The following is a 7,038-nucleotide window of genomic DNA, read 5'->3' as shown; positions in this document are numbered from 1 at the left end:
ACCACCCCACCCCACCCCTCCACCGTCTTTTGTTCTTGGTCTGGTGGGCTCTTATATGTCTACCCCCCCCCCCCCAAAATCCGCCCCCGCCCCGCCCCCCCGCCCACGGCCGGGCAGCGAGCACCACGTGATCACCGGCGGCACCCGTTCTGGGACGACACGACCCACTCCTGGGTGCGGGCCGGCAAACCCAAGCCCGGTCACGTCCTCGACACCGCTGCGGACACGGCGGCGGCCGACGCCGGCTCAGCCGGGGTCGGGCGCCGACCCCGGCTCACCGTCCAAGCGCAGGAGCCGGTCGGGGGTGTCGTGCGGTGCCCTTGTGGCAGCAGCACGTCCTCGCCGCACGGCAGCGGCGTGTCTCCCGCCGCGCGCTGCCACAGGACCCGGCCGTGCCGCAGCGCGACCACGCAGAGCTCGTGCCGGGGGTGCGGAACCTCGGCGTAGACGCGGTCGCCCACCGCGGTGAGGGTCATGCGCAGCCCGTAAGACAGGCCGCCGGCCTGGGCGCCCGCCACCCGCAGCCGGTGGGCCCGGCCCTCTCTGGCGTGCGCCGTCCAGATCCGTCCGGCACCGTCCTGCGCGTACAGCCAGTCGTCCGCCACGGCGAAGGCCCCGTCCCGGTCGGCCATGCGGCGCGGCACCGAACACCGGCAGGAGGCCGGACTTCGCGCACGAGTGGTGGAAGGAGGGGCGCTCCCACAGCATGCTCCCGGTAAGCATGTCGTAAGCGGTCACCCGGTGGTATTCCGGCCGAAGTGGACGACGACGAGGGTCCGCCCGTCGCTCATGAAGTCGGTGAATCCCTCGCAACCGTGCCGGTGCAGGGTGGTGCCGGACTCTCCCGCAGGAGGCCTCGTTGGCCAGCCGCTGCGGGTTGTCGTCGGCGGCGATCAGCAGGGCAGTGGCACTGTCGGTGCCGACCGAGGCCGGACAGGACCGCTCGGGCGGCGGCATCCGCATCGGCGGTATCGGTCTTGCCGCACTTGCGGCGCGTGGCACGGTCGGGCTCGTTGACCTCGTTGACCTCGTTGACCTGGATGACTTGGATGTTCTCCCGGCGCAGGAACGTGCCAGGGCCGCTCCGCGGGAGCCGGTGCACTCCACTCCCGCACGATGCAGGACGTCGAAAGAGCGGGTGCAGGCCAGGAGTTGCGGCCTTGGGTCAGCCACGGTCAGCGACGTCGTCTCACGGAGGGTTACAGTCCAGTTTCGCCGCCCAAGTCTCAAAAGCCCCAGGTCAATGGCGTGAAGCGATTGTTTCCGGCCAAATTTGTGCCGTCGGCCACAGCGAACGGGATACACATAGGCGCATACTGAGCCATGACAAAGCCTGCTGCGCCGAAGCGTCATCTGCCCACCAGCCCCTTCAAGGCCCCGGTCACACCGGCTCCCAAGCACTTCGCCGTGGGCGACCAGGTCACGCACGACATGTATGGCCTCGGCCGGGTGATCGGCATCGAGGACGGAATCGCGGCGCTCGTGGATTTCGGCCCGGCGCAGATGCGGATCTTGAGCCCGTACGCCAAGATGACCAAGCTGTAGTACCGCTGTGCCCGGTCACGGCACACCAGGCCCCTTCAGGGGCCTGTAACGAAAGAGAGTCCTCTCATCGAACTGACGTCACTGTTTTCCGCTCTGGAAGGGCAGCCCCGCTGCTCCGCCGCAGCATCGCCGCCTCCGACGACCAACCCGTTCCAGGCCCCTGACTTCGGGGAGGACGAGACCTTGTCGCTCGAAGACGCACAGGACCCCGCCTCGGACATACGAGCGGAGCGATCCAAGGCAGCTTAGCTCCACGAATGACGGTGGCTCCGGCAGCCGGCCGCGGGCCGTCTGCCGTGCTGCGGTGAAGAGTGCGGCCGTCTCAGTTTCCGTCTCGTTCAGCCCCGTTCACCGTGGTTCGGACGAGACCGTTGCCGGGTCCTTTCCCTGGCCAGACCACCCCCGAATGCAGGCGACCGGCCCTGTATGCGCCCCGGCCAGGTGGTTTCGGCTGGGGACCAGCCGGTCGTCGGTCCGGGTGTGTCGTTGACTGACGCGCTGTGAGCGAGGATTGACAAAGATCCATCTCGCGGCCGATGGACGGTGCCGACCTCCAGTCGCGGATTGTCGCGGCCAAGCAGGACAAGGAGCATCGGCGTCGCCGGGCGCCTAGGGGGTGGTGGTTGCGGTGCGGTAGAACTCGGCTGCGGTCACCGTGACGGGGACACCGAGTTCGGCGGCGACCGCGGTGATCGCGCTGTCGCCGAGGGCGAGGTCGCCTCGGCCGTCAGTGGTGTAATGCGGTGCGATGAACGCCTCGTAGTGGGCTCGGATTTCGTCCTCGGTGTGCTGGCCGAGGAATGTCTGCATGTGCCGCACCGTGGTGTCGGGATCGTCGTGAATCACCTGCAGGGCGCGCCGGTGGGCTCGTAGCACGGCTTGGACCGCGGGGTCGTCCGGGTCGGTGTAGGTGGGGTCGACGGCCACGCCTACGGTGGGGATCTGGAAGTGGTCGCCGACCCAGGCCAGGATCCGCCAACCGTGCTGGGCGGCCACCGCCTCCGGTGCCATGGTGCTGCCGACCAAGGCGGCGTCGATGCTGCCGTCGTGCAGCCGGCGCAGGTCCATGCCGTAGTCGCCGGGCGGGCGGACGATGGTGTGGATGTCACCGTCCGGGTCGAGGCCCGCCTGACGCAGCACGATCCGGGCAAAGCACCCGGGTGCGGTGCGGGGGGCGTGTACCGCCAGCCGTCGGCCTGCCAGGTCGGCCAGGAAGGCCGGGCCGGGGCGTGCGAGGAACCAGAACAGCGGGCGGCAGGTGTTGACACTGAGCGCGACCCAGGGGATGCCGTCGGTCAGTCGGGACAGCAGTGCTCGGCCGAGCCCGATAGTGGCACCGCGGCGCAGGCGTTCCTCGTCCCAGGAGCAGCCGTCACGCAGCGCGACGTGAACGCCCTCGTCGGCGTTGTATCCCTCCTGGTCCGCGATGTAGGCGACCAGTTCCTCGTGCAGGCCTCGCCCGACGTAGGCGAGATCGATCGTGTACATGAACGTTTCCCGTGATCGTGTCACCGTCATGCGCCCGTGCTGGGGCGGCCGGCCGCTGGAGCCCATGCTGCTGAGCTGACGGTGTGGCGGATGCGGTCTGGCCCCCGGCTGGACCGGGACGCTATGACGCCTCGTTCGTGTGTGGAGTGCAGCGGGGGTCAGTACATGGACATCCCGCCGTTGACCGCAGCCGTGGTGCCGGTCATGAAGGTGTTGTCCTCGCTGGTGAAGAAGGCGACCGCTTGGGCGACGTCGGCGGGGTGTGCCAGGCGGCCCAGGGGAGTGGCGGCCACCTGCCGCTGCTTGTGCGCATCGTCGAACTCCGCCGCGAGGCGGGTGTCCTCCACCGGGCCGGGTGCGACGGTGTTCACCGTGATGCCCAGCGGGCCCAGTTCCTGGGCGAGGTACCGGGCGAACTGCTCCAGTGCGGCCTTGGCCGTGCCCAGTGCGATCATGTTCTCCCGGGGCCGTCGGCTGAGGCCGGTACCGATGTAGATGATGCGTCCCCAGCCCTGTTCGGCCATGGCGGGCAGGACGGCCTTGGTGACCGCGAACGCCGCACGCATCTCGTCGTTGAGCTTGCCTCCCAGTTCCTCCCACGTCATGTCCTGGAACGACTTGATCGCGTACGGGATGAGCGCGTTGTGCACGAGCACGTCGACGCCGCTCCATGCCCCCTGGACCTGATCGACCATGCTCTCGATCGCCGCTTCCTCGCGCACGTCAGCCTGCACGGCCATGGCCTGGCCCCCTGTGGCCTCGATACCGGCCACGACCTCCTCGGCTGCCCTCCTGTTGCGCAGGTAGTTGACCACTACACGCATCCCTCGTGAGGCCAGAAGACGCGCGGTAGCCGCACCGATTCCGCTGCTGGCTCCTGTCACCAGTGCCACCCTGCTGGTTGCCCCAGTCAAGAGCCCACCTCCTGCTCACTGTCGCGGGCCGACGGTATGGCCACTCGGAGTCGTTCTTCCCCGATACCGGGGTCTGCTGAGCCGATCCCCCCATGAAGCACGGGCCGCCCGGTGCCGGCCGTCAGTCGCGGCAGATCGGCCACGGTCCAGTGGAGTCACGCCGCACGTGGAAGGCGAGAAGGGGGGGCAGCCGCTCCAACACGCCGCGGGTGATCTCACCGGGCTCCGGTGACGGTTCGGCCCGGCAGCGGCTCCGCGAGCGCGGCCCGCCAGGCCGGCGCGCCGAAGGGGTCGGCGAAGCGCCGGGTCTCGTGCACCACGTGCGGGCCGGCGGATTCCATGAGCTCACCGAGTACGAAGGCACAGCACCGTGGGTGAAGACACATTCGCTCACCGTCACACTCGCATGGCCGGTGATCCGCTGGACGGTGAAGTGCCGGTCGGCCGGATGGCCGCGGCGTTGCGCCGGAATCGTCCCGCGGCCCGGGAACCGTTCACCTGACTGCGGGTAGTCCAGGACCGCGTGCGTGCCGTAGACAGCGTGCTCGACTTCGGTGTTCCGCGTTCCGAGGCTCGCCGATGCTCCTCGCTCGCGGCCCTGGTCCGGGAGTCAGTATCCATGGCACCGTCCTTCCGTAGCGGTGACAGCCTAGGCACGCCAGGCCACACGCGGCCCAGAACAGGCGGACGTGGGCTATTAAGTCCTTCCTTTGGCGGGATCGGGGGCGGCAGCCGGACACCATGGCAACGGCGCCGATTGACCGTCACTCGGCTCACCCCATCCTCAATCCGTTCTGGCAGGGGCTTTGTGCTCGCGCCATGAACGCCGATGACCTTGGGCGGCAGAAGAAGCACGACCAGTACGGAATACCTCCCGTGCTGGTGGCCCAGCTGCTCGAGCAGGGGTGGCTGGACCTTGTCATCAAGGCGGCGGCCGAGCGTGGTGAGTGGCTGTGCGCGCGGACGACGGTGCGGGAGCTGTGCGGCGGGGGAGTACGAGCGCGCGTGGGCGCCGATCGAGCCGTTCGCCGCGACGGGGTGGCGGCACGCGGTCGTCGAGGCCGCCGAGGTCTGCTTCCAGCGGGGCCAGGGCGAGCGGGCCTTGGAGATGGCGCGTCCGGACGCCACCGAGGACGCCGAGCAGTGGTGGCGATACGCTCGCATGCCGGCCAGGACCGGACGGACGGAGGAGGCGATCGCGATCCTCGCACCCGGCCTCGCGCAGGGACACGGACTGCGGACCCTGGTCGGGATGACCGCGGGACAGGGGCAGGACGCGAGGGCGGCCCTTGCACTTGCTGGAGCCACTCGCGCAGCAGTTCAGGGATCGGCACGGCGCGGGTGGGTGCAGCAGCTTCGTCCGCTCGGCCTGCCTCACGTACTCTGGCTTCGCATGACCGACTCGGAGATCACCGCGGAGCTGGTACACGATCTTCTCAAGGACCAGCATCCGGACCTGGCGGGGCTGGCCATCCGCGAAGTAGCGGGCGGCTGGGACAACCAAATGTGGCGCCTTGGGGATGAGTTGGTCCTGCGCATGCCGCGCACGGAACGTGCCCCGGATCTCCAGCGCAAGGAGCGCCGGTGGCTGCCCGTCCTGGCCCCGCGCCTTCCGCTCCCGGTTCCGACTCCTGTGCGCATCGGCGAACCGTCCACACGCTTCCCGAGGCCCTGGAGCATTATGACCTGGGTTCCCGGCGAGCCACTCGACAACACCTCGATCAGCCGCGACGACCACGCGGCCGACGCCCTGGCGGGCTTCCTCAGGGCGCTCCACGTGGAGGCGCCGGCCGAGGCGCCGACCGGTTCGGACCGCGGAGCTCACCCCAAGAAGTGCACGGACGGCTTCGAAAAGTTCTTGCAAGCCGTTGCTCCCGGCGGCATTGCCGCCGACGCCCGGGCCGTCCGGGACGTCTGGGACGATGCTGTTGCGGCCCCCGAGTGGGAGGGCCCGCCGGTATGGCTGCACGGGGACCTCCATCCCGCGAATGTCGTCGTCTCGGACGGGACGCTCTCGGGCGTGATTGATTTCGGTGACATGTTCGCCGGCGATCCGGCGTGGGACCTCGCGGCCGCGTGGCTGCTCCTCCCCGCGGGCGCGGGTTCACGGTTCTTCGAGGCGTACGCGCACGCGGACGAGGCGACGATCCGGCGCGCCCGGGGGTTGGCTGCCCTGAAGAGCCTCTTCCTTGTCCTTATGGGCCAGAACGGGGAGCGGGGCCTTCCTGGCGGCAAGCCGACATGGGGACCCGCAGGCCGGGCTGCGCTCCACCGTGTTCTGACATCCAGCCTGGGCCGGCCCTCTCCCGCATAGGCACCGCTCCCCATCCCGGAGCGAGGCCGGCCATTTCAAGTAGTTTTGACCACCCCGCCCCTTCACGTCTCTCCTGTCCCCGCACCGAGCTGGGCGCCGAACTCTCCGTCGTCGACGGCCGGTTCACCGGGCGCCCCGACGACACCGGCGGTCCCGGCGACTGGGACCCCGATCTGGCCGAGTTCCCCCGGCGGATTCGACCGGTTCGTCGAGGACGTCCGCGCCCTCGGCATGGACTTCGGCCTGCCGGTCGAGTCCGAGGGCATCGGCCCCGCTCGAGGCTGTACGCCGAACACGCCGAGTGGGTGCACCGGACCGACGGCCGCCCGGACCCGTACTTCGCGGGTCGTGGATGTGATCGGGGTGCTCGGCATACGACTGCGCGAGCATTTTGCACGGTGGCTGTTGATCAGCCCCTTGCCCGCGCCGGCGTCCCAACGCCTGTGCCTGTTCGGCTTCGACACCACCGAGGAGCTCAACCTCGGCCGCTCCCGGAGCAGTTGGCGGCCCGCGCCATGGCCTGCGCACCGGTCGGCTGCGTGCGGTACGCGCCCGGCTCGTCCACGCCGAGGGCATCGCCCTGGCCGCGCCATTGGCCACCGCCATGCTGCTCGCCGCCGCACCGTCACCTTGGCCGCCGGCTGTGGTCGGCCGACCCTCCCGAGAGCCGCGCCTGACAGCGAGCCCTGCCAGCTGTGCCGGGCAATGAGGACGGGGCCCGGCGTGCACCACGCACGACGGGCCCCGCCACGATGAGCACGACCACCCCAAACACAC

General features: G+C 69.8%; 6 protein-coding genes and 1 pseudogene. 3 read left to right on the top strand and 4 right to left on the bottom strand.

What is annotated here, in order from left to right:
* Nucleotides 1–200: 200 nt before the first annotated feature.
* Nucleotides 201–632 (bottom strand): hypothetical protein, encoded by a 432-nt coding sequence (locus ACFW2E_RS02955; protein ID WP_384460404.1) that lies wholly within the window; start codon nt 630–632, stop codon nt 201–203.
* Between the two features lie 691 nt (nt 633–1,323).
* Between ACFW2E_RS02955 and ACFW2E_RS02950 the strand changes: the two genes are divergently transcribed.
* Nucleotides 1,324–1,545, top strand: coding sequence for a hypothetical protein (locus ACFW2E_RS02950; RefSeq protein ID WP_384460401.1), 222 nt, complete (start codon nt 1,324–1,326; stop codon nt 1,543–1,545).
* A 609-nt stretch (nt 1,546–2,154) separates the two neighbouring features.
* On the opposite strand, the gene ACFW2E_RS02945 is transcribed toward ACFW2E_RS02950, so the two are convergent.
* The 3 genes from ACFW2E_RS02945 to ACFW2E_RS02935 form a co-directional block, all read right to left on the bottom strand.
* Entirely contained in the window at nt 2,155–3,033 is an 879-nt protein-coding gene (locus ACFW2E_RS02945; protein WP_384460398.1) for an ABC transporter substrate-binding protein, read from the bottom strand.
* A gap of 158 nt (nt 3,034–3,191) precedes the next feature.
* Nucleotides 3,192–3,917 (bottom strand): SDR family NAD(P)-dependent oxidoreductase, encoded by a 726-nt coding sequence (locus ACFW2E_RS02940; RefSeq protein ID WP_384460395.1) that lies wholly within the window; start codon nt 3,915–3,917, stop codon nt 3,192–3,194.
* Between the two features lie 245 nt (nt 3,918–4,162).
* The gene (locus ACFW2E_RS02935) at nt 4,163–4,288 is read right to left on the bottom strand and encodes a hypothetical protein (RefSeq protein WP_384460392.1); all 126 of its coding nucleotides are present in this window, start codon (nt 4,286–4,288) and stop codon (nt 4,163–4,165) included.
* Between the two features lie 1,052 nt (nt 4,289–5,340).
* On the opposite strand from ACFW2E_RS02935, the gene ACFW2E_RS02930 reads away from it, so the two are divergent.
* The gene (locus tag ACFW2E_RS02930) at nt 5,341–6,261 is read left to right on the top strand and encodes an aminoglycoside phosphotransferase family protein (RefSeq protein ID WP_384460452.1); all 921 of its coding nucleotides are present in this window, start codon (nt 5,341–5,343) and stop codon (nt 6,259–6,261) included.
* Nucleotides 6,262–6,347: 86 nt separating this feature from the next.
* Nucleotides 6,348–6,590: pseudogene (locus tag ACFW2E_RS02925) on the top strand (alpha-galactosidase); the annotation flags it as partial.
* Nucleotides 6,591–7,038 lie beyond the last annotated feature (448 nt).

The sequence above is a fragment of the Streptomyces sp. NPDC058964 genome (genome assembly GCF_042741275.1).
In the GTDB taxonomy this organism is placed as follows: Bacteria; Actinomycetota; Actinomycetes; order Streptomycetales; family Streptomycetaceae; genus Streptomyces.
This window is presented reverse-complemented; position numbering and strand designations above follow the sequence as displayed.